The sequence below is a fragment of the Stenotrophomonas sp. SrG genome (assembly GCF_050031795.1).
In the GTDB taxonomy this organism is placed as follows: domain Bacteria; phylum Pseudomonadota; class Gammaproteobacteria; order Xanthomonadales; family Xanthomonadaceae; genus Stenotrophomonas; species Stenotrophomonas rhizophila_A.
The window spans coordinates 1-229 of the sequence record NZ_JBNBBE010001836.1 but is presented as its reverse complement, the minus strand read 5'-3'; the positions used below and the strand labels follow the sequence as shown (position 1 = coordinate 229).

The window sequence follows — 229 nt, the reverse complement described above, 5'->3', positions numbered from 1 at the left end:
GGCCTGCTTGCCTATGACCGTGACATAGGCGAACGCCGCGACGGCCTGGCCTTCGAGATCGACGGCGTGGTATACAAGCTTGCCGACCGTGCCGGGCAGGAACAGATGGGCTTTGTGTCGCGCGCTCCGCGCTGGGCCATCGCGCACAAGTTCCCGGCTCAGGAGCAGACCACCACGGTGGAGGCGATCGAAATCCAGATCGGCCGTACCGGCGCGGCCACCCCCGTGG

At 67.2% G+C, this 229-nt stretch carries 1 protein-coding gene; it reads left to right on the top strand.

The genetic code is table 11. The features are described 5' to 3' along the window. A partial coding sequence (locus tag ACQG3P_RS25555) for a hypothetical protein (RefSeq protein ID WP_426806604.1) occupies positions 1 to 229 on the top strand: 229 nt, incomplete at both ends.